Source organism: Saccharothrix saharensis, from assembly GCF_006716745.1.
GTDB lineage: Bacteria > Actinomycetota > Actinomycetes > Mycobacteriales > Pseudonocardiaceae > Actinosynnema > Actinosynnema saharense.
This window is the reverse complement of the sequence record NZ_VFPP01000001.1, coordinates 4,727,980-4,749,651: the sequence shown is the minus strand read 5'-3', so window position 1 is coordinate 4,749,651 and position 21,672 is coordinate 4,727,980. Positions and strand designations below refer to the sequence as shown.

The following is a 21,672-nucleotide window of genomic DNA, read 5'->3' as shown; positions in this document are numbered from 1 at the left end:
GGTGGGTCGGTACGCCCTCCTGGTCGCGACCGGCCAGTACGAGGACGTCCGGCTGAGCGGGCTGCGCGCGCCCGACCAGGAGGTGGGCCGGCTCGCCGCCGTGCTGGAGGACCCCGATGTCGGCGGCTTCACCTCGGTCGAGGTGCTGCGGGACCGGACCGATCACGAGATCCGCCGCGCCGTCGAGGACCTGCTCGCGCCGCGCGAGGCCGACGACCTGGTCCTGCTGTACTTCTCGTGCCACGGCCTGACCACGGCCGCGCGGCGGCTGTACTTCGCCGCGTCGAACACCGTGCAGGACCGGCCCGCGGGCACCGCGATCCCCCGGTCGTTCCTCAACGAGCAGCTGGAGGACTGCCGGGCGGCCGGGCGGGTCCTGCTGCTGGACTGCTGCTTCAGCGGCGCGTTCGTCGAGGGCTTCAAGGCGGCCGGGACGGCGGTGCTGGACGACGTCGGCGAGGGCTACGTGGTGATGACCGCGTCCAACGCCTACGAGTACGCGTTCGAGCAGGACTCGCTGTCGCTGGACGCGCCGGTCGCGTCGCTGTTCACCGACGTGCTGATCGAGGGATTGGCCGGCGGTGCCGCCGACCTCGACGGCGACGGCTGGATCGACGTGGACGAACTGTTCAAGTACACGCGGGGCGAGGTGCGGGCGCGACGGCCCGACCAGACACCGCAGTACTTCGCGCACGGCTCGTCGCAGCCGCTGCGGATCGCGCGGGCCGGTGGCGCGTCGGACCGCCGGCCGCGGGGCAAGGCGTCGTACACGTCCGGGCAGTGGCTGGTGGCGCGCGGCTTCCGGGCCGCGGCCGAGCCGGTGTGCCGGACGTTGGGTCCGATGGGCCGCCGCGCCGTGGTGTTCGTGGACCGGCGGCCGGTGGAGCTGGCCGACGCGGCGGCCATCGCGGCCGCGTTCCGGCCGGACGACCCGCGCGACTCGCTCGGCGCGGAGTACGTGCGCGACCTGGTGGTCCAGGTGCGGCGGGAGGCCGGTGACGGCGCGGCGTCGGCGGTGGCGGTGGCGCGCGGGGCGATCGGCGGGCTGATCGACGCGATGCGTGACGGCCACAACCCGGTGCGGCTGATGCGCGGCGTCACGGCCGCCGCTGCCCGTGCGACCGAGCTGCTGGCGAGGGTGGCTCCGCCGCTGGCGGCCGAGCAGGTGTCGGCGCTGGCCACGGCGGCGTCCGGTGACGCCGAGATCGGCGCGCTGCTCGGCGAGGTGGTCGCGGTGACCGGTCCGGGTGGGGCCGTGCTGGTGGAGGAGGGCCGGGGCCGCCTGCTGGAGCACGAGGTCGGCCGCGGGTTGCGGTTCGACAGCGGGTACGCCTCGGCCCTGTTCGTGACCGACGCGGCCCGGGACGAGGCGGTGCTGGCGGACGCCCGCGTGCTGCTGGTCAGCGGGCCGCTGACCAGGGCCGTCGACCGGATGGTCGAGCAGGCGGGCGGGCCCTTGTTCGTGGTGTGCGAGGCGTTGCCGCACGACGCGCTCACGGCGTTGACGAGGTCGGCCACCCCGATCGCGGCGGTGGTGGCCGACCAGGAGCGGTTGACCGAGCTCCGGGACGTGGTCGGCGGCACCGTCCTGGACGCGGACTTCCTGCCCACGGCGGACGAGCGCTCGCTCGGCCGGGCGAGGAAGGTCGTGGTCACGTCCCGCGAAACCCTGGTCCACGGCGACCGGTCCGCGACCGGTCCCTCGGCAGCCGTGATCCGCGCGCCCGCCTCGACCGCGCCGATCGTGGAACGGGCCGTGCGCGCCGTCCGCGGCGCCGCCGCCGAGGGCGTGATCCGGGGCGGCGGCGTGGGCCTGTCCGAGCTCGGCGCGCTCCTGGCCGAGGATGCCACGGGCACCCCGGAGGAGATCGCCGGCTGGCAGGCCTTCGCCGCCGCCCTCGCCGAACCGGCCCGGCGGATCGCCGAGAACGCCGCCGTGCCCGTCACCGACCTCGACCCGACCCTGCTCGACTCGGCCGGCACCGCCCGCACCGTCGTCGTCGCCGCCGCCCGCACCACGTCCCGCTTCCTGCTGGTCGGCTGATCGGGCCGGGACCTCGGCTCAGCCGATGAACCGGACGTCCGGGTGCCGAGGCGAGCTGCCCCGGAACAACCCGGTGTCCCGCCCCTTGAGGTGCAGGTCGAAGAACCCGGCGAAGTAGTCGTGCTGCGCCGCCAGCGACCGGGCCGCGTCGATCTCGCCCACCACCTCACGCTGCTTCCCGGGTGTCACCACACCACCGAGCTGCGGCACGGCGAACTGGAGGTCGGTGAAGCCGTAGTGGGTGGCCCGGTCGAAGTGCAGGTCCCGCTTCCACCCGCGCTGGTTGGGCCAGAACCGCGCCCACGTCGGGTCGAACTCGGGCGTGCGGTGCGAGTGCTCGACCCGCTCGCCCGTCACCGGGTCCACGAAGTCCGCGCCGACCAGCATGAACGGCCGGTCCAGACCGCGCGTCACGACCTCACCCGGACCGGAGCCGTGCGCCATGGCCCCGTCCACGTTGATCCCCGCGTCGATCCGCCGGTCGCGGACCATCGTCTCGCCCGCGGTGAACCCGCCGTACGAGTGGCCGAACATGCCCACCCGCGACAGGTCCAGCGCACGGCCCAGCCCGCGCGGCAACGGGTCCCGCCGCGCGTCCGGGTTCTCCCCCCGGGCGATCCGCTCCAACTGGTCGAGCACGAACCGCGTGTCACCCACCCGCGCGTCCAGCGCGGTCGTGAGCTGGGTCGGGTCGGACGGGTCGACCGCGGGCGGCACGACCCGGCCGTCCGGGAACTCCACCGCCATCGACTCGTGCGTGTGCGACATCGACACGACCACGTACCCGCGGCTCGCCAGGTCGTCGTCGAGACCCGCGTTCAACTCCCGCGCCGACCCGAAACCGGGTGAGAACAGCACGACCGGCCACCGGCCGAGCACGGGTGCGCCGGTGCGGGCGTGCCGCCGGGTCGCGGCCCAGGCGACCGAGCCGGACGGCGCGCCGAGCACCTCCGGCTTCGCCGCCTCCGCCTCGACGACCGCCGCCACCCCCGGGGTCATCCACGGCGCGCGTGCGCCGTTCGAGCGGTGCGCCGGGTAGGTGACGGTGACCATCACCTCGCGCTCGACGTCGGGCCGCCACGGGTCCGGCCGCCGGTCGACCAGGTGCAGCTCGACCGTGCCGACCGCGTGGTGCCCGCTCAGCCCGGGCATGGAGATCGCCACGCCCGTCGTCGCGGCGGCCGGTGCCGCCACACCGACGGCCACGACCGCCGCGACCGCTAACGCTGTGGTGCGCCTCATCAGGGTCCCCCTTCATCGGATCACCCGATGCTGTCGCGCCGAGCGTGCGACCCGCGTCCACCTCACGACTGACCGCCACGTACTCCCCGCGGAGGACTCAGGGCAACCAGGACACGTGACCGCGCAGCAGCGTGTAGCCGACGAACGCGACCACGTCGAGCAGCGCGTGCGCCACCACCAACACCCACAACCGGTTCGTGCGCTGCCACACCTTGCCGAACACCAACCCCATCACCACGTTGCCGACGAACCCGCCGAACCCCTGGTACAGGTGGTACGAGCCGCGCAGCACCGCGCTGGCCAGCAACGCCGTGTTCTCCCGCCACCCCAACTGCCGCAGCCGGGTGATGAAGTACCCGACGACCAGCACCTCCTCCGCCCACGCGTTCCCGATCGCGGACAGCACCAGCACCGCGGCGCGCCACCACGACGAGTCCAACGTGGACGGCAGCACCGCCAGGTTCAACCCCAGGTTCCACGCGACCAGGTAGAAGACCAGCCCCGGGATGCCGATCACCGCCGCCAACCCCAGGCTGCCCAGCGCGTCCGGCCCGATCCGCGTCCGGTCCAGGCCCAGCGCCCCCAGCTTGATCCCGCCCTGCCACAGCAGGTACAGGCCCAACCCGCCCCACGCCGCCAACTGCGCGACGCCCAACAGCTGAGCGACCAGGTCCAGCAGGTCGAACCGCGCCCGCGGGACGTTGATCGCGACCTTCTGCTCGTTCAGCGGCACCGGGTCCAGCAGGCTGTCCAGCAACCGCACCAGGCTGCGCGCCCCGGACAACCCGAGCGTCACGGCGAAGACGAGCAGCAGTTCGAGCCGGTAGCCGCGGCGCGTCCGGGCGTCGAGGTCCTCCATCACCCCCCTACGCTAACCGCGCCGCCGTCAGCGCCGTTGCGCCAGGAACGGACACCCCATCAACCGGCGCAGCTCGGCGGCCAGCTCCTGCGCCGTGCCGACCGGCCGGGAGAACGCGATCCGCACGTCGTGGTCCTCGTCGGCCATCTCCACCCGCAGCCGCAACCCGAACCGGTCCAGGCCCAGCGGGCGGACGTGACCGCCCTTCAAGTCCGCCGGGAGGTGCTGCGCGAGCAGACCCACCACGTCCCGGTGCGACAGCTCCAGGTGACGCAGCCAGTGGTCCTCGTGCGCCGCGAACGGGTCCGGCTCCGCCTGTGCGAACAACTCCGGCCGCAACGACGTCGTGCCCTCCGCGTCCGCCACCACCAGCGACGCGGGCGACAACCGCAACACCGACGCGCCGTGCCCCACGTCCAGCAACCGCGGGTCCGGCCGTGCCTCGGCCACCAGGACGCTCGCCACCCGCGCCTGCTCGGCGGAGAGCGTGCGCAACCACCCCGTGATCCACAGCAGGCCGCGCACCGGCTCCCGCAACGCCACCGGCGCCTGGTCGGCCACCTCCAGCATCGCCGTCAGCTCGGACCGGCGCGCCGCCTCGACCAGCGGGTGCTCGTCCGGCAGCACGATCGTCGCCTCGCCGTCCGGGTGCACGTGGTGCAGCACCGGCGTGATCCGGGTCTCCGCGCCGTCCGACGGCAACAGGGCCGCGCGCCCACCCCGGGCGGCGATCGTGCGGGCCCGCTCCGCCGGGTGCGGCGTCGGCGGTCGCCGTGTCTCGTTCACCCGCCCACCTCCCAACTTAGGCGAGCCTAACTTGATTCGCCGTGATGACGGTAGTCCCACGACCGGCTTACCGCCGACGACGGGTCCGGTTGGCCGATTCGGCGGCGGGCGCACCCGTCGTAACCTTGGCTCGATCTCCGGCTCGCCTCGCGGAGGTGGTGGCCCGTGACCGTGCCGAACGCGCCGACCAGCCGCGGCGCCGCCCTCGACGACCGGTGGACCCGGTACTGCATCGAGATCGCCGGCCGACGGGCCCTCGGCTGGGTCCTCGTCGGCGCGCTCGCGTTCGTCCTGCAACTCGCGTTGATCTTCGTGTTCGCCGTGTCGTCCGCCCTGCCGCTCGTCCTGCTGCTGTTCTCCGTCCTCGTCCTCGGGTTCGGCCTGACCCGACGCCAACCCTCCACCGCCGTCCTGGGCGACCACGCCTGGGTCCACGTCCGCGTCCACTGGCGCGGCGGCCTGCTCGTCGTCCACGGCACCCGCCCGCTCGTCCTCGACGTCAACGCCGGACCCGTCACCCGCGGCCGGATCAACCGGCACCGCCGCGCCTGGGTCGTCGCACCCGACCGCGCCGGGAACACCGTGGTCACGTTCCGCGGCGTCCCGAAGCTGTTCCCCGCGAAGGTCGTGCGCCGCTGAGTTTGTTGATCGGCTAATCGGCTACCCCCGGAGGGGACTTCTGGTTTGCTGGGAGCAGTGGTGGGCGAGGCTTGGGTGGACAAGTGCCTGACCAGCGCGGATCGACGCGCCGTCGGGTTCGTCGGGCTGGGCTTGTTCGCCTTGCTGACGCTGTGGGTCGTCTCGGAGTGGATCGGCTCCCGCTGGGTGTTCCTGCTCACGCCCCTGTGCGTCGAGTTCGCCGTGCCCGGCCTGCGGCACTTCTTCTCCCGGCGCTCGCTGCGCCGCCTCCTCGACACCTACCCGCGCCACGCCGTGGCGGTGCACTTCGTCCCGGGGCGCACCCGCGTGGGCCGGCAGACGTACCTCGAGACCGCGGGCTCCGACCGCACGTTCCTGCGCCTGGCCGAGATCCCCGAACGCGTCCGCGAGAACATCCGCCGCGGCGGCCGCGTGTGGCTCGCCGGGCCCGACCCGCGCGGCCGGACCGTCGTGCTGACCCGCGGCGCCCCGTTCATGACCCTCGGCCGGGTCGTCATCCGCTGACCTACCGGCCCACCGGGATACCGCTCTGCTCCGCCCACGCCGCCACGTCCTCGCGGCGCAACGCCGTCGCCAGCAGGTCCGGGAACCGGTCCGGCGTGCAGGCGAACGCGGGCGCGCCCAACTCCGACAGCTTCGCCGCCAGCTCGTGGTCGTAGGCGGGCGTGCCGCTGTCGGACAACGCCAACAGCACCACCACCGTGACGCCGCTCTGCACCAGCTCCCGCACCCGCCGCTGCAACTCCCGCGCCACCCCACCCTCGTACAGGTCGCTGATCAGCACCATCACCGTGTCCGTCGGCCGGCGCACCAACGACTGCCCGTACGCGACCGCGCGGTTGATGTCCGTGCCGCCGCCGAGCTGCGTGGAGAACAGCAGGTCGACCGGGTCCTTCAGCTCCTCGGTCAGGTCGACCACCTCGGTGTCGAAGACGACCAGCTTCGTGTCGACGGCCTTCAGCGACGCCAGCGAGGCACCCAGGACGGCGGAGTACACGACGGACTCGGCCATCGAACCGGACTGGTCGACCAGCAGGATGACGTCGCGGAGCGAGGCCTGGCGGCTGCGCCGGCTGTTGCCGACCAGGTCCTGCACGATCACCGTGCCCTGGTCGGGCTGGTAGTGGCGCAGGTTCTTGCGGATCGTGCGGTTCCAGTCCACATCGGACAGCCGCGGGCGGCTGGTGCGCCGTGACCGGTCGATCGCCCCGTGCACGGCGGCCAGGAGGCGGTCGGCGAGCTTGCGCTCGATGTCCTCGACCACCTTCCGCACCACCGCCCGCGCCGTTTCCCGGGTGCGTTCGGGAATGGCGCGGGACAGGGAGACCAGGGTGCCGACCAGGCTCACGTCCGGCTCCACGCTCGAAAGCAACTCGGGTTCCAACAACAACTGCCGCAATCCCAGCCGTTCCACCGCGTCCTTCTGCATCACCTGGACGACCGAACTGGGGAAGTACGTGCGGACGTCCCCGAGCCACCGGTGCAGCACGGGCGACGACCCGCCCAACCCGGCACTCCGCTTCCCGCCCGCGTCCACCGGCTCCCCGCCACCGTAAAGCCCGGTCAACGCCGCATCGCGCCGCTGGTCGTCCTCCCCCAGAGCCCCGAGCTCCCCGGCAGCCCCGCCGAGCAACAACCGCCACCGCCGCTGCCGCTCAACCGCGATATCCTGCGTCACGCGAACCCCGCCCTCCGGGCCACCGCAGGCCCTTGTCACACAATCGGGTGATCATCGCCCGACAATGTACGGAAACACTGTTACCGCCCCTCGGTTAAAACATGAGGAGCCCCGCCAACCACCCCCCACTGCCCACCCCCCGAACCCCCACCCCCGCCACCCCGACCCGCCTACCGTCCCCCCGCCGACCCACCCACCAACCCCGCCCGCCACCTCGGTGCGACCACCCGGGTCCCCGGTCCCCGGGCCTCCCGGCCGGCGCCGGTCGGCACCCCGCCCCGTGCGCCCGTCGTGCCCACAAGGCCGCCGGACCTCCGGCCCGCCCGAGCCGCGGACCCCGCCGACCCGTCACCGGAAGCCAGTTCGGCCCCGTGACACCCGGCTCCCCCGTGACGTCCGGCTCGCCCCGTGACGTCCGGTCGCCCCCACCGGCCCCAGCCGCGCCACCCGACTGCCCTGCCCCAGCTCACGGGCCGCGTTCGCCGTGCCCGTGAACCAGCCCCACCGGCCCCGACCACGCATCGCCTCGCCCGCGCCCCGGCGCGCCGCACATCGGCACACGCCGCGCTGCGCGTGCATCGCCCGCACCGGCCCATCTCGCGCACTCGCCCTCGCTCGCGCCGCGTCCGCGCGCGTCACGCGCCCACTCCCAGCAACTCGCGCACGTGGCCCACGAGCCGGGTCGCGAGTTCTTCGTCCCAGTCGCTCGCCGCCGCCGCACCACCCGCCGTCGTGCCCTTGACCCGGTCGCCCAACATGCGGCGCTCGGCCGGGCTGAAATCGCCCACCGCGCGGCGCAACAGCGGCAGGGCGGCGGCGAAGTCGGGGCCCGACAGGCCGGTCAGCCACTCGTCCACGACGCCGAACAGGCGCGGGTCGGCGGTGAGCAGGGCGGCTGAGCCGCGCAGGAAGCCCGCCACGAACGCGGTCGCGCCGGCGGCCAGGGAGACGGCGCGGTGCAGGCGGGTGGCGACTTCGTCGGAGTCCAGGGCACCCGCCTCCCACAGCAGACGGGTCGCGCGGCCGGTGGGCAGCCCGTGGGCGTCGGGCATCGCGACCAGCGATCTCAGCGCACGCTGCCACGTGTCGCGGTGCTCGTCGTCGGCGGCCAGCCGGACCGCGTCGTCCGCGCCCTCGACCGCCCGGACGGCGCGTTCCGCCGTGTCCTCATCCACCCCGCGGCACGCCAGCGGCAAGCCGACGGCACCGCGCGCGAGCAACCCGTGCAGCGCAACGCGGAGCAGCTCCGGGTCCGTGCCGCGCACCGAGCCGTAACGCACGGTCGTGGCCAGGTCCGGCAGGGCGGACAACAGCTCCAGCGCATCGGTCGCGGCGGCGGCGCAGCGGTCCAGGGCCTGGCGGGACGCGGCGACGGCATCCGGGATCTCGCAACCCACGGCCTGGCTGAGGGTTTCGGCGGCGTCGACCACGCGGGTGGCCGCCGCCGCACGGCCGATCAGCACGGTGCCCGCCGCGGCTTCGACGGTCGTGCCGTGCCGGGCCGCCACGGCCAGCGCCACCGCGAACTCCGGCCGCCAGTGCAACTGCCACGCCTCGGCGAACGTGCCCAACGTCCGCGTCGTGTCCGGCGTGCCCCAAGGAACGTCGAGAACCCGCAAGCGCCGCAACAACTTCGAGCGCTCGCGGTCGGTGTCCTTGCGCAGGTCGAACCGCACCTGCTTGATCGCCGCACCGGCCGGCATCCGCAACCTGCGCTGCAACCGCGCCAGGTCCGCGGCCAGCGGCGACGTCGGCACGTCGTCACCGACCTCGCCCAACCGCTCACCGACGACCAACTGCTCGTGCACCAACCGCAGCGGCGTCGCGTCACCGCCGCACAGCACCGCCAGCGACGCCTCCATCACCTCCGACAACCCAGGCGACGGCCGCCCCCGCATCGCCGCCAGCGCGTCCGCCAGCCGCACCGCCTCCACCGCGCTCGCCGTCGACGCGGGCAAGTCCTCCGCCCGCAACACCGCGGACGCCTTCGCGAACCACCGCGGCACGGCGTCACCACGTCCGGCGCACTCCCACAAGTGCGCGTACCACCCCGGCGAAGCGACCCCCGCGCCGTAACCCGACGACGACGCCAGCCGACCGTGGCTCCACGGCACCCACGTGCCGGAAACCTTCCTGCGCGGCAACCCCTTCAGCGCGGCGGCATCGACCGACGCGGGCGGCAGCGCGCGCAGCGCGGGCACGTGCCACGCACCGGCGACCACCGCGATCGGACCCTCGACGTCCTTCAACGCCTGCCGGACGTTCTGCCGCATCGCGGCCTCCCGCCGCAACGTGCGCGCGTCCACCTGATCGGCGAACTCCTCCCGCAACGCGCCCATCGCCTCCGCGACCGCCTCGGCCAGGTCACGCGGGTCGGTGTGGTGCTCGACCACGTCCTCCCACCAGCGCTCCGGGTCGTCGAACCCCGCCGCCTCGGCCAACGTGCCCAGCGGGTCGACCGCCGCCTTCGGCTCGTCATCGGGGGACTCCGGCTCCGGATCACCCAGGGACGCGCCCGCGGGCAAGTCGAAGAACCGCACCGGCACGCCGTTCGCGTGCGCCCACGTCATCGCCCGCCACTCCGGCGAGAACTCGGCGAACGGCCAGAACGCCGCCCGCGCCGGTTCCGCCTCGTCGTGCAGCAGCAACGCCACCGGCGGCGTCAGGTGCGGCACGTGCGGCAGCAGGGCGTCACCCTCCGGCGGACCCTCGATCAGCACCACCTCCGGCCGCACCGCCGCCAACGCCGCCGCGACCATCCGCGCCGACCCCGGGCCGTGGTGCCGGATCCCGAGCAGCGTCACCCGCTCGGGCAACGGCTGTTCCCGCGCCATCAGCCCACCATGTCCTGGCACGCCCGGTACAGGTCACGCCACTCGGCGCGCTCCTTCACCACCGCCTCCAGGTACTCCTGCCACGCCGCCGTGTCCGACACGCGGTCCTTCACCACCGCCCCGAGCAGCCCCGACGCCAGCTCGTCCGCGGTCATCGACCCGGTGCCGAAGTGCCCGGCCAACGCCATCCCGCTGGTCACCACCGAGATCGCCTCGGCCGTGGACAGGCTGCCGCTCGGCTTCTTCAACTGCGTGCGGCCGTCCACAGTGGACCCGTTGCGCAGTTCGCGGAAGATCCGCACCACCCGGCGCACCTCCTCCAACGCGGGCGGCTCGGCGGGCAGCTGCAACGCCCGGCCGAGCTGGGCGGCCCGCGCCGACACGATCTCCACCTCGTCGTCCTCGGTCGCGGGCGGCGGCAGCACTACCGTGTTGAAGCGTCGGGCGAGCGCCGACGACATCTGGTTCACGCCCCGGTCCCGGTCGTTCGCCGTCGCGATCACGGTGAACCCCGGCACGGCCTGCACCTGCACGCCCAGCTCCGGGATCGGCAACGTCTTCTCGGACAGGATCGTGATGAACGAGTCCTGCACCTCCGCGGGCATCCGGGTGAGCTCCTCGACGCGGACCACCGCGCCCTCCCGCATCCCCGTCATGATCGGGCTCGGCACCACGGCGGCCTCGGACGGGCCCTCGGCGATCAGCCGCGCGTAGTTCCAGCCGTAGCGGACCTGGTCCTCGCCCGTGCCCGCGGTGCCCTGCACGACCAGCGTCGAGTTGCCGCTGACGGCCGCCGCGATGTGCTCCGACAGCCACGACTTGGCCGTGCCCGGCACGCCGACCAGCAACAACGCCCGGTCGGTGACCAGCGTGCCGACGGCGACCTCCACCAACCGCCGGTCGCCGACGTACTTCGGCGTGATCACCGTGCCGTCGGCGAGCGTGCCGCCGAGCACGTAGGTGACCACCGCCTGCGGCGACATCCGCCACCGCGGCGGGCGGGGCCGGTCGTCCGCCGCCGCCAGGGCCGCGAGCTCGGCGGCGTACTGCTGTTCCGCGGCGGGCCGCAGCACGGATTCGGTGGTCACTGGCTTTCCTCCCGGTGGTTGAACGCCTCGCGCAGCTGCATGCGCAGGCGCAGGACGTCGAGTTCGACGGTGTGCTCGGGCCAGCGCTCGGTGATGCGGGCCCAGCCCGCGCCGAGCACCTCGGCGTCACCCCTGGCCAGCAGCACCGCGGGCGGCCGGCCGGCGCGCCACCTCGGGTCGCGCATCCCGGCGTAGCGGTCGAGCAGGTCCGCGGTCGCCTGCGCGCTCCACGGCGCCGGCAACTGCGAGCACGCGTGGTCGAGCAGGTCGTAGTTCCACTGCCGCGACACCTCGACGACGGTGCGCGCGGCCAGCTCGGCGGGCAGGCCGCCGAGCATCTCCAGCTGTTCCATGCCGGTCAGCGACCGGGTCGCCGCGACCGCCCACGGCCGGGCGTCGTCGGCGAGCCTCAGGTTCTGCGCCACCCCGCGCAACAACGAACTCGCCCACGGACCGCGCGCCAACTCGGTCGCCGCGCCCTCGTCGTCGGTGTCGAGGCGACTGGTCCAGTGCTGCGGCGGCACGCTCGCCGCCGCACCCCGCAACCGACCCGCGACCCCCGCCTCGGAACCGTCTTTCAGCAGGTCACGGGCCTCGTCCGGCTCGGGCGCGGTTTCGGCCCACAACTCGTCGGTCTGCACGTCGAACCCGTCCGCGGTCAGCCACAGGCCGCGGTGCAGGCGTTCGGCGGCGCGGGCGGCGAGGGCCGACGTGGGCAGGGTGCGCAGCAGGCGCAGCGCCTCGTCGTGCACGCCGATCGCGCGGTCGTCCAGGGCGCGTTCGAGCAGCGGCTCGTCGTCCGGGCCGAGGCCGGCTTCCAGGGCGCTGATCAGCACCTGGCGGTCGGTGGCGCGGCGTTGGACGTCGAACTGGGCGGCCAGGAACGCGCGGGCCTTCGCCGGGTCCTGGAGCCGCGCGCGGCGCAGCGCGGCGAGGCGGGACGTGCCGGGCAGGTCGAGGGCCTGGTCGAGGTCGACCTCCTCGGTGACCGTGCCGGCCGCCGCCCAGGACCAGGCCGGGCGGATGCCCGCCAGCCACCGGCCGCGGGCGCCGAGGACGGCGGAGACGGCCGGGCGCAGGCCGGGGTGGGCGGTGCCCAGACCCAGCAGCGCGGGCAGCGCGCGGTGGTCGGCGACGACGCGTGCGGCCTTCGCCATGCCGCACCACTCCGTGAGCAGCATCTGGTCGTCCAGGGCCAGGATCTGGACCAGCACGGACCTCGCGGCCGGGTGGGCGCGCACGTCGTCGGACGCGGGGGCGCTGGGCAGCGGTGGGGTGTCGACGGGGGGTGGGAGTTGCGCGCCGTGGGCGGCGACGCCCAGGGCCGCGACGCGGTCGAGCAGGGCGGTCGGGCTGGTGCCGGCGCGGTGTGCGCCCACCAGGGCGGCTTGGACGGCCTCGTCCCATTCGGCTTGGAGGGTCATCGGCGGCCGTCCGCGGTGGCCGGGGTGAGAGCCGGGGTCGGGTCGGCGGTGATGGGGTGGGTGGGCTTCCGGTGGTGGCCGGTCGGGTCGGTCGGGTCGGTCAAGCTGACCGGTGGGTGGGGTTGGTGGGTCGCGGTTCCTCGTTCGCAACCGAGGTACGGGAACAGTGTTTCCGTACATTGTCGGGCGATGATCACCCGATCGAGCGATGGGACGGTGTGCTTGACCTGCGTGATCATCCCACGACCTCCGGTGCTCCGCCTGCCGTGGCCACGGCGCCCAGGCGCAGTTCGCGGCCGTTCCACAGCGCCCACGCGTCGAACGGTTCGCCGCCGGTCAGGGCCAGGGCTTGGTCCAGGGCCAGGTCGCCGCGGACCGGCAAGCCGCGACCCGTGCGGTCGACCACGTGACGGCAGTCCTCGGTGACCCGCACCGACGCGCAGCCCAACGGGTGCAGGCGCTGCCACGGGTCGGCCTTCAGGTGCTCCTCCAGGCCGGCCAGCGCCGCGCGCCACGACTCCGGCGCGGGTATCGGCTCGGGTTGCCGCTCCACCAGCAGCTCGCCCACCGCCACCCGGTGCGGCGGGACGCCGGGATAGGGGTGCAGCACCCCCTGGACCTGCACCCCGTGCGTCAACGGCGGCGCGGGGCGGCCGCCGCCGCCCAGGTGGCGCACCGCCACCACCCACCCGTGCGCGCGCCCCCACGCCCACTGCCGCACGGTCCGCACCAAGCCGTCGTCGGACTCCAGCTTCAGCAGCGGCGCCCACAGGTCGGACCAGCCCGGACCGGCGCGCACCTCCTCCTCCGCCACGGAGAACCCCAACCGGCGGCGCACCACGGCATCCACGGCACCGGGTGACGACGACAGCCGCGCCAACAGGTGCAGCCCGCCCAACCGGTCCGCCGCGTCGTGCGCCCAGCGCGGACCACCGGCCGCGACGATCCCGCGCACCTCGTCCACCGCCGACGCCAGCCCCTTGGCCTGCGCGTCGACCATCCGCGCCTGGATCGAGTGCCACCACGCCGCGTCCCGCGCGGGCAACCCGGCCAGCCCCGCGCCCGCCACGTCGCCCAGCCAGTCGGTCAGCCCCGCGACGCCGGCCCGCACCGCGTCCTCCCGCGCCCGGGCCGTCTTCTCCTTCGCCTTGGCGCGCCGCGCCACCGCTTCCGGCGACTCGTCCGAGGAGGCGGAGGAGGGCGCGGCGGCGCGGTTGCGGCGCGCCAGCCACTCCGTCACCCAGTCGGGCGCCTCCGCGACGGGCAACGGCTCGCGCACGTCCCGCAGCTGCAACGCCAACGCGTGCTTGCACGGGAACTTCCGCGACGGGCACGAGCACTTCGTCGCCCGGTCACCCAGGTCGACGCACACCTGGTACGGGTTCTTCCCGCTGCCCTTGCACAGACCCCACAGGGCGGTGTCGCTGCGACCCGTCCCCTGCCAGCCGGAGGACCCCGCCAGCCGGGTGGCGCTGCTCGCCACCCGGCCGTCCGGGGCCTGCTCCAGAAGCGCTTGTGCGTCCATGTCGGCAGACGGTAGAGGCACCCACCGACAAAGAGTCGATCAACCCAGGTCAGGACCCCGACGTGCCCAGGACCAGGCGTACTTCGGGTCCTCCGACGCCAGCGCGGCCTCGCCCAGGTCCAGCGGCCGGAACGTGTCGACCATGACCGCGGTCTCGTCGAAGTAGTCGATCCCCAGGGACGCCTCGACCGCGCCCGGCTGGGGTCCGTGGGTGCAGCCCGACGGGTGCAGCGACAGCGAGCCGAGGCCGATGCCGGAGCCCTTGCGCGCCTCGTAGTTGCCGCCGACGTAGAACAGCAGCTCGTCGGAGTCCACGTTCGCGTGGTTGTACGGCACGGGGATCGACAGCGGGTGGTAGTCGACCTTGCGCGGCACGAACGAGCACACCACGAAGTTCGGTCCCTCGAACGTCTGGTGCACCGGCGGCGGCTGGTGCACGCGGCCCGTGATCGGCTCGAAGTCGCGGATGTTGAACACCCACGGGTACAGGCAGCCGTCCCAGCCGACGACGTCGAACGGGTGGTTGGCGTAGGTGAACCGGGTGAGGCCCGCGCGGTGCCGCACGAGCACCTCGACGTCCTCGCCGTCGACCAGCAACGGCTCCGCCGGCCCGCGCACGTCCCGTTCGCAGTACGGCGAGTGCTCCAGGAACTGGCCCTTCGCCGACAGGTACCGCTTCGGCGGTCCGATGTGCCCGGTCGCCTCCAGCACCAGGATGTTCATGGGCTCGGACGGCACGACGCGGTACGTGCACGACGTCGGCAGCACCACGTAGTCGCCCTCGGCGACCGGCAACGCGCCGTAGATCGTCTCCACGACGCCCTCGCCGGACTGCACGTACAGCAGCTCGTCGCCGGCCGCGTTGCGGTACAGCGGGCTGGGTGCGGTGGCGGTCACGAACCCGATCACCACGTCTGCGTTGCCGAACAGCGTGCGCCGGCCGGTGACCGCGTCCACCTCGGGGTTCTCCCAGGTCAACGCGGGTGTCTTGAAGTGCCGGGGCTTGAGCGGGAGGTTCGGCGCCAACGCGCCGCGCGTCTCCTCGACGGTGACCGCGTCGACGATCGCGGTCGGCAGGTGGCGGTGGTAGAGCAGCGCCGAGTCGGCGGAGAAACCCTCGACCCCCATGAGCTCTTCCGCGTACAGCCCGCCCTCCGGCGTGCGGAACTGCGTGTGGCGCTTTCGGGGGATCTCACCCACCTGGCGGTAGTACGCCATGGTTCACTCCGGGCGTTCGATAGTCGGACATCTTTGTTCATTGACCGGTACGCCACTAGCGTGTCAGCCGTGTCAAGCGCCTTCGAACTCCGTGCGCCCGGTCCACGCGGCACTCCGCCCCTGCTCGCGAGGCTTGTCGACGACGCCGCACTGTTCCCGCCGGGCAACGCCTCCATGCCCGACGCGGTCCGCGGCCACCTCGACGCACGTGCCGGGGAATGGGCCGGTGCGGTGGGCCTGTTCCTGTGCCCCGCCTCGCGGCTGGCCGAGCTGATCACCGAGCTGATCAAGGTCAAGCCGGTGAAGCCGGTCGCCCTGTCGCTGGTCATCGACACGGGCCTGGGAGGTGTGCCCAAGGCCGTGTCGATCGTCGAGTCCCGCAGTGAGCTCCTCGCGCTGCGGATGGTCGAGATGCCCGCACCGTCCGACGTGGACGAGGTGTGGCTCGAACGCGTGTCGGAGTTCGTGCCCGAGGACGTCATCCGGGTGGTCGAGCCCCGCCGGGGCGGCGCCGAGTGGCTCGACGGCGTGCGCCGCGTCATCGAGCACGGCAGCTGGCCCAAGCTGCGGTGCGGCGGGGTGAGCAAGGAGAACTTCCCCAGCGTCGACGAGGTCGCCGACTTCCTGTCCGTGGTCAGCGGCGGCGGCGTCGCCTTCAAGGCGACCGCCGGCCTGCACCACGCCGTGCGGCACACCGACGAGGACACCGGGTTCACCCACCACGGGTTCCTCAACCTGCTCGTGGCAACCGCGCGTTCGCTCTCCGGTGGAGATGTGCGGGAGGCGCTGTCCAGCACGGACGCGGTCGCGCTCGGCGAGGAGGCGTCCGGGCTGTCCGACCAGGCCGCGCACGCCGTCCGCGGCGTGTTCGCCTCCTACGGGTCGTGCTCGCTGGACGAGCCGATCGCCGACCTGGAGGAGCTGGGGCTGCTGTGAGCTGGATCGACGACCCCGCGTTCACCGCCGACGAGCCGTTCGGGCCGCAGACGCTGCCCTACGGCGTCGTGCCCGGCGGTGTCGCGGTGCGCGTGGGCGACCGGGCTCTGCTGCTGCGCGGGCTGGCCCTGGGTGAGCGGCTGGAGCCGCTGATCGCCACCGGCGCGCTCGACGCCCTGCTGGCGGCCGGGCGGCCCGCGTGGAGCGAGCTGCGGGCGCGGCTGGTCGAGATCGTCTCGGCCGCCTCCGCGCCGCGCGGCGCCGAGCTGGTCGGGCTGGACGACGCCGTGCTGCCGTTCGCCGTGGCCGACTACGTGGACTTCTACTCCTCGCGCCACCACGCGGAGAACGTCGGCCGGATCTTCCGCCCCGACGGCGAGGCGCTGCTGCCGAACTGGACGCACCTGCCCATCGGCTACCACGGCCGGGCCGGGACGGTTGTCGTGTCCGGCACGCCGGTCGTGCGGCCGCACGGGCAGCGCCGCACGTCCGCCGGTCCCGTGTTCGGGCCGACGGGCCGGCTGGACATCGAGGCCGAGGTCGGGTTCGTGTGCGGCGGGCCGGTCGCGTCCCGGCTGACGCCGTCGCAGGCCGTCGACCACGTGTTCGGCGTGGCGCTGGTCAACGACTGGTCCGCGCGCGACGTGCAGGCGTGGGAGTACCAGCCGCTCGGCCCGTTCCTGGGCAAGTCGTTCGCCACGTCGATCTCGGCGTGGATCACGCCGCTGGAGGCGTTCGCGGTGGCCCGCGTGTCGCCGCCGCCGCTGGGCAACGACGTGCTGCCGTACCTGGCCGAGGAACGGCCGTGGGGCCTGGACATCGACCTCCAGGTCGAGTGGAACGGCGTGGTGGTGTCCCGGCCGCCGTTCCGCGAGATGTCGTGGACGTTCGCGCAACAACTCGCGCACCTGTCGGCGAACGGCGCTACCGTTCGGCCGGGCGACCTGATCGCGTCGGGCACCGTGTCCGGCCCGGCCCGCGACGAGCGCGGCTCCTTCCTGGAGCTGAGCTGGGGCGGGAAGGAGCCGGTGGTGCTCGACGGCGACGAGCGGACGTTCCTGGAGGACGGCGACACGGTGCGGATCACCGCGACGGCCCCGGGTGAAGGCGGTTCGGTCGTCGGGCTGGCCGAGGTGGTCGGCACGGTCGCGCCCGCCGACGAGAGGTAGAGCGTGGTCAGACCCGATCCCCGCGGCCGGCTGCCGGCGCCCGCGTCCAAGGAGAGCTCGCTGACCCTGGAGCGGGGCCTGGCCCTGCTCCAGGCGGTCGCCGACGCCGAGTCGGAGGCGCCGTCGATCAGCGAGCTGGCGTCGGCCATCGGCGCGTCGCGGGCGGCCGTGTACCGGCTGCTGGTGCCGTTGCAGTCGCGCGGCCTGGTGCGGCGCGAGGGGTCGAAGGTGCGGCTCGGGCTCGGGGTGCTGCGGCTGGCGTCGAACGTGCTGCCGCAGTTGCGGCTGGCCGCGCAGCCCGCGCTGCGGACGTTGGCCGAGACCGTGGGCGCGACCGCGCACCTGACCGTGGCCGACGGGAGCGAGGCGCAGGCGGTGGCCGTGGTCGAGCCGTCGTGGACGGCGTACCACGTGGCGTACCGGGTCGGGTCGCGCCACCCCGTGCACCGGGGCGCGGCGGGCAAGGCGATCGGGCTGTCGCCCGAGGGGCGGCAGTGGGTCCACTCGACGGGCGAGCTGCAGCCGGGTGCGTTCGGGGTGGCGGCGCCGGTGCGGGGCGTGCCCGGGTTGCGGGCCAGCGTGGGCGTGGTGGCCTTGGAGAAGCTGGACGGTGACGTGGTGGGGCCCCAGGTGGTGCGGGCGGCTCAGGAGGTCGCTGACGCGTTGCGCTGACGCACAGTGACGGTGTGCAACTCTCTCGGTGAGAGGCAAGGAGAACGAAGTGACCGCTCTGCCTGAGGACATGACGAACTCGGCCGGCGAGCCGCACTTGTTCACGGTCGCCGAATACGCCGAGCTCGGGGAACCCGGGTCCGGGTACACCGAGTTGCAAGAAGGTCGCATCCTGATGTCGCCGAGTCCTTCGCCGAACCACAACCACGCGTCGTTGCGACTCGCGATGCAGTTCGTGGACCAATTGCCCGCCGACTTGGAAGTCATCCAGGACGTCGACGTCGACGTCGACCTCGAACTCGTCCCCGACGGTGATCCCGGCTTCTCGCGCCGGCCCGACATGGTGGTGATCCCACGCAGCGCGCGGGATCGCGTTCCCGATGAAGGCGGAATGCTGAAGGCATCCGAGGTGCTGGTCGTCATGGAGATCGTGTCGCCCGGCTCGAAGAGGATGGACCGGGTGGTCAAGCGCGGGGAGTACGAGGACGCCGGCATCCCCCACTACTGGATCGTCGACCTCAACCACCCGGTTTCGTTGGTCGCCTGCCACCTCGCGGGCGAATTCGGGTACCAGGACGCCGGTGACGTCGTCGGCGAGTTCACCACCTCCGTGCCGTTCCCGGTGACGCTCAAGCTCGACGGGCTCGTCTGAACGTCACCGGGGCGGGAAGGGCCGGTCGGTGATCCGTGGTCAGCCGCTGATCGCCTGCCACAGCGCGACCGCGGCGAACGCGGCGAAGACGAAGCCGCTCACCCGCTGGATCAGGTGCGTCGGGATGCGGGTGGCGATCTTGCGGCCCACCAGGACCGCGATGGCGGCGACGGTGGTCAGGGCCAGGAACGCGCCCAGGCCCACGAACACCGGGCTGGCGTAGCGGGCCGACAGGGCGGCGGTGGCCAGTTGGGAGGCGTCGCCCCACTCGGCGGCGAACAGCACGCCGAACGAGGTCAGCGCGGCGCGCACGAACGTCACCCGGTCGGCACCGGCGGAGGTCGCGTCCGCCTCGTCGCCGTCCTTCGAGAAGCCTTCCTTGAGCAGCAGGAACGCGCCCACGCCGAACAGCACGGCGACCACGCCCGCGACCACCCGGTCCGGCAGCAGGGTGAGCACGCCGCCGAACGTGGCGGCCACCACGCACTGGATCGCGAACGCGGCCGTGACGCCGACGAACACCGGCCACGCCCGGTACCTCGTGGTCAGCACGAGGGTGGCGACCATGGTCTTGTCCGGCAGTTCGGCCAGGAAGACGATCGCGAAAGCCGTCGCCAGGGCGATGAGTTCGGGTGCCACGGGTACCTCCGACGTCCGATGTGAACCCGGACGGAGGCAGCACGACCCCGACCGGGCGTGGTGCGCTGCCCGGCCGGAGGTCTCGTTCGCCCGCTCCTCGACGAGGAACGGGTGAGGGACCGGATCCGCGCGCGGCGGATCAGTGTGTCGATCTCCTCGCCCCGGTCGTGGTGACCCGGGGGAACTACTCCCCTCTGGCGTGACTCATCGTAACCCGTCGGGTGAGCCGGAGGGGTGTGACGACGACCATCACGGCCAGGGGCCGGCGTTGCAGATCACGCCGCCGGTGCCGGTGACCGAGCCGGTGGCGTCGGAGACCACGGCCTGGGCGGTGACGTACGAGCCGGCCGAGCAGCCGCGCTGCCCGGTGAACGTGCGGTTGTCCAGGAACGGGATGTAGTTGCCGTTGACGTACCAGCGGATGGTCGAGGGCGCTTGGGCGTCATGGAAGGCGAAGCACATGTACTTCGAGCCGCCGCTTTCGCACTGCACGTCGACGCTCGTCACGGCGTTCGCCGTCGGGGTCAGGGCCAGGGCCGCCGCGGCGGCCGTGAGTAACGCCGCCAGGCTGGGCGCGGTTCGTCTCATGATCTCCTCCAGAACAGGGGGTCCTCGACGTTAGCGGTCGGCGTCCGGCCTGCTCAACGGCCGTTCGGGGGCCAGGACGGGACCTTGGTCCCGGGTACCGGGGGACCCTCGTACCTGAGGGAGGGACCCCTCCCCGACCTACGTTCGACCCGTGGACGTCCTCGACCTGGCACGGTGGCAGTTCGGCATCACCACCGTCTACCACTTCCTGATGGTGCCGCTGACCATCGGGCTCTCGCTCCTCGTGGCGGTGATGCAGACCGCGTGGGTGCGCACGGGCAACCGCAAGTACCTGGCGATGACCAAGTTCTGGGGCAAGCTGCTGCTGATCAACTTCGCCATGGGCGTGGTGACCGGCATCGTGCAGGAGTTCCAGTTCGGCATGACCTGGAGCGCCTACTCGCGGTTCGTCGGCGACGTGTTCGGCGCGCCGTTGGCGATGGAGGGCCTGGTCGCGTTCTTCGTCGAGTCGACGTTCCTCGGCCTGTGGATCTTCGGCTGGGACCGGCTGCCGAAGAAGGTCCACCTGGCGTGCGTGTGGGCGTTCTCGCTGGCCACGATCGCGTCGGCCTACTTCATCCTGGCCGCGAACTCGTGGATGCAGCACCCGGTCGGCGTGGAGCTGGTCGACGGCAGGCCGCGGCTGACCTCGATCTGGGCGGTGCTGGGCAACAACACGACGCTGGCCGCGTTCCCGCACACGATCTTCGGCGCGTTCGCGGTCGCCGGGACGTTCCTGGTGGGCATCGCCGCGTGGCACCTGTGGCGGCGCGGTGACGACGGGCCGGTGTGGCGCGCGTCGGTCAAGCTCGGCACGTGGGTGGGCGTCGCCGCGTTCACCGGCCTCGCCATCAGCGGTGACGTGCAGGGCAAGCTGATGTTCGAGCAGCAGCCGATGAAGATGGCCGCGGCCGAGGCGCTGTGCCACACCGAGCAGCCCGCCGCGTTCTCGGTCTTCGCGATCGGCGACGTGTCGCGGCCCGACTGCGAGAACGTCAAGAGCGTCACGGTGCCCGCGCTGCTGTCGTTCCTGGCGCACAACGACTTCACCACCGAGGTGAAGGGCATCGAGGACCTGGTGCCGATGTACCAGGAGAAGTACGGCACCAACTACCCGGTCGACCCGAAGCTCGGCGAGCTGTCCGGCAAGCCGATCGACTACGTGCCCAACCTGCCCGTCACCTACTGGGGTTTCCGGCTGATGATCGGCTTCGGTGGCCTCGCGGTCGGCGCGGGCCTGCTGATCCTGTGGCTGACGCGGGGCGGCCGGACGCCGGGCGGCCGGTGGTTCAAGTGGCTGGCGCTGGGCAGCATCGCGACGCCGTTCCTGGCCAACAGCTTCGGCTGGATCTTCACCGAGATGGGGCGGCAGCCGTTCGTGGTGGTGCCGAACCCGAGCGGGGTGGACGGTGTGTGGATGTTCACCGCCCGCGCCGTGTCGTCGTCGACACCGGGGGAGGTGTTGACGTCGCTGATCGCCTTGACGCTGGTCTACGGGGTGCTGGCCTGCGTCGAGGTGTTCCTGATCCGGCGGTACGTCCGCGCCGGAGTCGCGGGCGTGCTGCCGGCTCGGGCGCCGGACGACGACACCGGGAAGCGTGACGACACCGAGAAGCGTGACGACGACGTCCTGTCGTTCGCGTACTGAGGGGGACGGA

General features: G+C 73.2%; 20 protein-coding genes. 8 read left to right on the top strand and 12 right to left on the bottom strand.

The features are described from left to right. The first annotated feature begins 1 nt into the window (after position 1). Positions 2-2,044 (top strand): caspase, EACC1-associated type, encoded by a 2,043-nt coding sequence (locus FHX81_RS20880; protein WP_141979754.1) that lies wholly within the window; start codon positions 2-4, stop codon positions 2,042-2,044. A gap of 18 nt (positions 2,045-2,062) precedes the next feature. Here FHX81_RS20880 and FHX81_RS20875 read toward each other — a convergent pair whose 3' ends face one another. The 3 genes from FHX81_RS20875 to FHX81_RS20865 form a co-directional block, all read right to left on the bottom strand. Next, positions 2,063-3,286 (bottom strand): alpha/beta hydrolase family protein, encoded by a 1,224-nt coding sequence (locus FHX81_RS20875; RefSeq protein WP_141979753.1) that lies wholly within the window; start codon positions 3,284-3,286, stop codon positions 2,063-2,065. 97 nt (positions 3,287-3,383) lie between these two features. After that, a complete protein-coding gene (locus FHX81_RS20870) occupies positions 3,384-4,145 on the bottom strand; it encodes a CPBP family intramembrane glutamic endopeptidase (protein WP_141984045.1) in 762 nt (253 codons plus the stop codon). 27 nt (positions 4,146-4,172) lie between these two features. Continuing rightward, positions 4,173-4,931 (bottom strand): DUF2470 domain-containing protein, encoded by a 759-nt coding sequence (locus FHX81_RS20865; RefSeq protein WP_141979752.1) that lies wholly within the window; start codon positions 4,929-4,931, stop codon positions 4,173-4,175. A 165-nt stretch (positions 4,932-5,096) separates the two neighbouring features. Between FHX81_RS20865 and FHX81_RS20860 the strand changes: the two genes are divergently transcribed. Together FHX81_RS20860 and FHX81_RS20855 are read left to right on the top strand one after the other, a co-directional pair. Next, on the top strand, positions 5,097-5,570 hold the full coding sequence (locus tag FHX81_RS20860) for a hypothetical protein (RefSeq protein ID WP_246107904.1): 474 nt from the start codon (positions 5,097-5,099) through the stop codon (positions 5,568-5,570). 60 nt (positions 5,571-5,630) lie between these two features. Beyond that, positions 5,631-6,095 (top strand): hypothetical protein, encoded by a 465-nt coding sequence (locus FHX81_RS20855; protein ID WP_141979751.1) that lies wholly within the window; start codon positions 5,631-5,633, stop codon positions 6,093-6,095. A 1-nt stretch (position 6,096) separates the two neighbouring features. Here the strand turns inward: FHX81_RS20855 and FHX81_RS20850 are convergent, their stop codons facing one another. From FHX81_RS20850 to FHX81_RS20820, 7 genes are all read right to left on the bottom strand, one after another. Continuing rightward, entirely contained in the window at positions 6,097-7,269 is a 1,173-nt protein-coding gene (locus FHX81_RS20850; protein ID WP_246107903.1) for a VWA domain-containing protein, read from the bottom strand. A gap of 635 nt (positions 7,270-7,904) precedes the next feature. After that, entirely contained in the window at positions 7,905-10,103 is a 2,199-nt protein-coding gene (locus FHX81_RS20845) for a DUF5682 family protein (RefSeq protein WP_141979750.1), read from the bottom strand. Continuing rightward, entirely contained in the window at positions 10,103-11,191 is a 1,089-nt protein-coding gene (locus tag FHX81_RS20840; protein WP_141979749.1) for an ATP-binding protein, read from the bottom strand. Before FHX81_RS20840 ends, FHX81_RS20845 begins: the two co-directional genes overlap by 1 nt. Further along, positions 11,188-12,615: a DUF5691 domain-containing protein gene (locus FHX81_RS20835; RefSeq protein WP_141979748.1), complete on the bottom strand. Its 1,428-nt coding sequence runs from the start codon at positions 12,613-12,615 to the stop codon at positions 11,188-11,190. The genes FHX81_RS20840 and FHX81_RS20835 overlap by 4 nt, the downstream gene beginning before the upstream one ends. Continuing rightward, positions 12,612-12,854 (bottom strand): hypothetical protein, encoded by a 243-nt coding sequence (locus FHX81_RS20830; RefSeq protein WP_141979747.1) that lies wholly within the window; start codon positions 12,852-12,854, stop codon positions 12,612-12,614. The genes FHX81_RS20835 and FHX81_RS20830 overlap by 4 nt, the downstream gene beginning before the upstream one ends. After that, positions 12,851-14,140, bottom strand: a complete 1,290-nt coding sequence (locus tag FHX81_RS20825; RefSeq protein ID WP_141979746.1) for an SWIM zinc finger family protein — start codon at positions 14,138-14,140, stop codon at positions 12,851-12,853. Before FHX81_RS20825 ends, FHX81_RS20830 begins: the two co-directional genes overlap by 4 nt. Before the next feature lie 39 nt (positions 14,141-14,179). Continuing rightward, positions 14,180-15,358: a homogentisate 1,2-dioxygenase gene (locus FHX81_RS20820; protein WP_141979745.1), complete on the bottom strand. Its 1,179-nt coding sequence runs from the start codon at positions 15,356-15,358 to the stop codon at positions 14,180-14,182. 69 nt (positions 15,359-15,427) lie between these two features. Here FHX81_RS20820 and FHX81_RS20815 point away from each other — a divergent pair, with 69 nt between their 5' ends. Genes FHX81_RS20815 through FHX81_RS20800 form a run of 4 tightly spaced genes read left to right on the top strand, consistent with a single transcriptional unit; the run spans position 15,428 to position 18,787 of the window. Further along, the gene (locus tag FHX81_RS20815; RefSeq protein ID WP_281291742.1) at positions 15,428-16,294 is read left to right on the top strand and encodes a hypothetical protein; all 867 of its coding nucleotides are present in this window, start codon (positions 15,428-15,430) and stop codon (positions 16,292-16,294) included. Beyond that, positions 16,291-17,463 (top strand): fumarylacetoacetate hydrolase family protein, encoded by a 1,173-nt coding sequence (locus FHX81_RS20810; RefSeq protein WP_141979744.1) that lies wholly within the window; start codon positions 16,291-16,293, stop codon positions 17,461-17,463. Before FHX81_RS20815 ends, FHX81_RS20810 begins: the two co-directional genes overlap by 4 nt. Positions 17,464-17,466: 3 nt before the next feature. Beyond that, positions 17,467-18,135: an IclR family transcriptional regulator gene (locus tag FHX81_RS20805; RefSeq protein WP_141979743.1), complete on the top strand. Its 669-nt coding sequence runs from the start codon at positions 17,467-17,469 to the stop codon at positions 18,133-18,135. Between the two features lie 49 nt (positions 18,136-18,184). Continuing rightward, positions 18,185-18,787 (top strand): Uma2 family endonuclease, encoded by a 603-nt coding sequence (locus FHX81_RS20800; protein ID WP_246107902.1) that lies wholly within the window; start codon positions 18,185-18,187, stop codon positions 18,785-18,787. A 39-nt stretch (positions 18,788-18,826) separates the two neighbouring features. On the opposite strand, the gene FHX81_RS20795 is transcribed toward FHX81_RS20800, so the two are convergent. Next, complete coding sequence (locus FHX81_RS20795; protein WP_141979742.1) at positions 18,827-19,426, bottom strand: TMEM165/GDT1 family protein; 600 nt, start codon at positions 19,424-19,426, stop codon at positions 18,827-18,829. Between the two features lie 249 nt (positions 19,427-19,675). Further along, positions 19,676-20,014 carry a hypothetical protein gene (locus tag FHX81_RS20790; RefSeq protein WP_141979741.1) on the bottom strand — a complete coding sequence of 113 codons (339 nt, stop codon included), beginning with the start codon at positions 20,012-20,014 and terminating at the stop codon, positions 19,676-19,678. Positions 20,015-20,165: 151 nt separating this feature from the next. Here FHX81_RS20790 and FHX81_RS20785 point away from each other — a divergent pair, with 151 nt between their 5' ends. Continuing rightward, positions 20,166-21,662, top strand: a complete 1,497-nt coding sequence (locus tag FHX81_RS20785; RefSeq protein WP_141979740.1) for a cytochrome ubiquinol oxidase subunit I — start codon at positions 20,166-20,168, stop codon at positions 21,660-21,662. Positions 21,663-21,672 lie beyond the last annotated feature (10 nt).